Origin of the sequence: uncultured Faecalibacterium sp., assembly GCF_900066275.1 — a bacterium.
Taxonomy (GTDB): Bacteria; Bacillota; Clostridia; order Oscillospirales; family Ruminococcaceae; genus Faecalibacterium; species Faecalibacterium taiwanense.
Genome location: NZ_FMFG01000102.1, coordinates 1 through 448, shown reverse-complemented (window position 1 = coordinate 448; position 448 = coordinate 1). Strand labels below are relative to the sequence as shown.

Genomic DNA, 448 nt, shown 5'->3' with positions numbered 1-448 from the left:
GAGTCACAGGCTTTCGCACCATATTTCCGATAAGTGCTGCAACAATAAAAGGTCTGATCCAGAACACTGTTACGTTTGCGCCTGTGCTCGACCTTGACTAACATCGTTCTGCCGCAGTCTGCACAGCGGACGATGCCTTTGAAGATATTGTCGTAGTCGGTCTTATCGCACATAAAACTACTGGAACGGCTGTAAAGGATTCGCTGCACGTTCTCCCAACGGTCTTGTGGGATGATTGCTTCATGTGTATTCGGAACGATAGCGCGTTCTTCAAACGGAATATAACGCCGCTTTTTGGATTTCATGGACACGGTGGGCTTGGCTTCGTAGATGATGTGTCCGGCGTAGACTGGGCTGTGCAGAACCTGACTGATATAGGCACTGTCCCAATCATACATCTTTTCATCATCAATAAAGCGGCCAAACATCTCTTTCTTGTAGTAACACG

At 47.5% G+C, this 448-nt stretch carries 1 protein-coding gene; it reads right to left on the bottom strand.

What is annotated here, in order from left to right:
* Positions 1-448: recombinase family protein (locus QZL71_RS13200; protein WP_294649213.1), on the bottom strand; the 448-nt coding region annotated here is incomplete at both ends.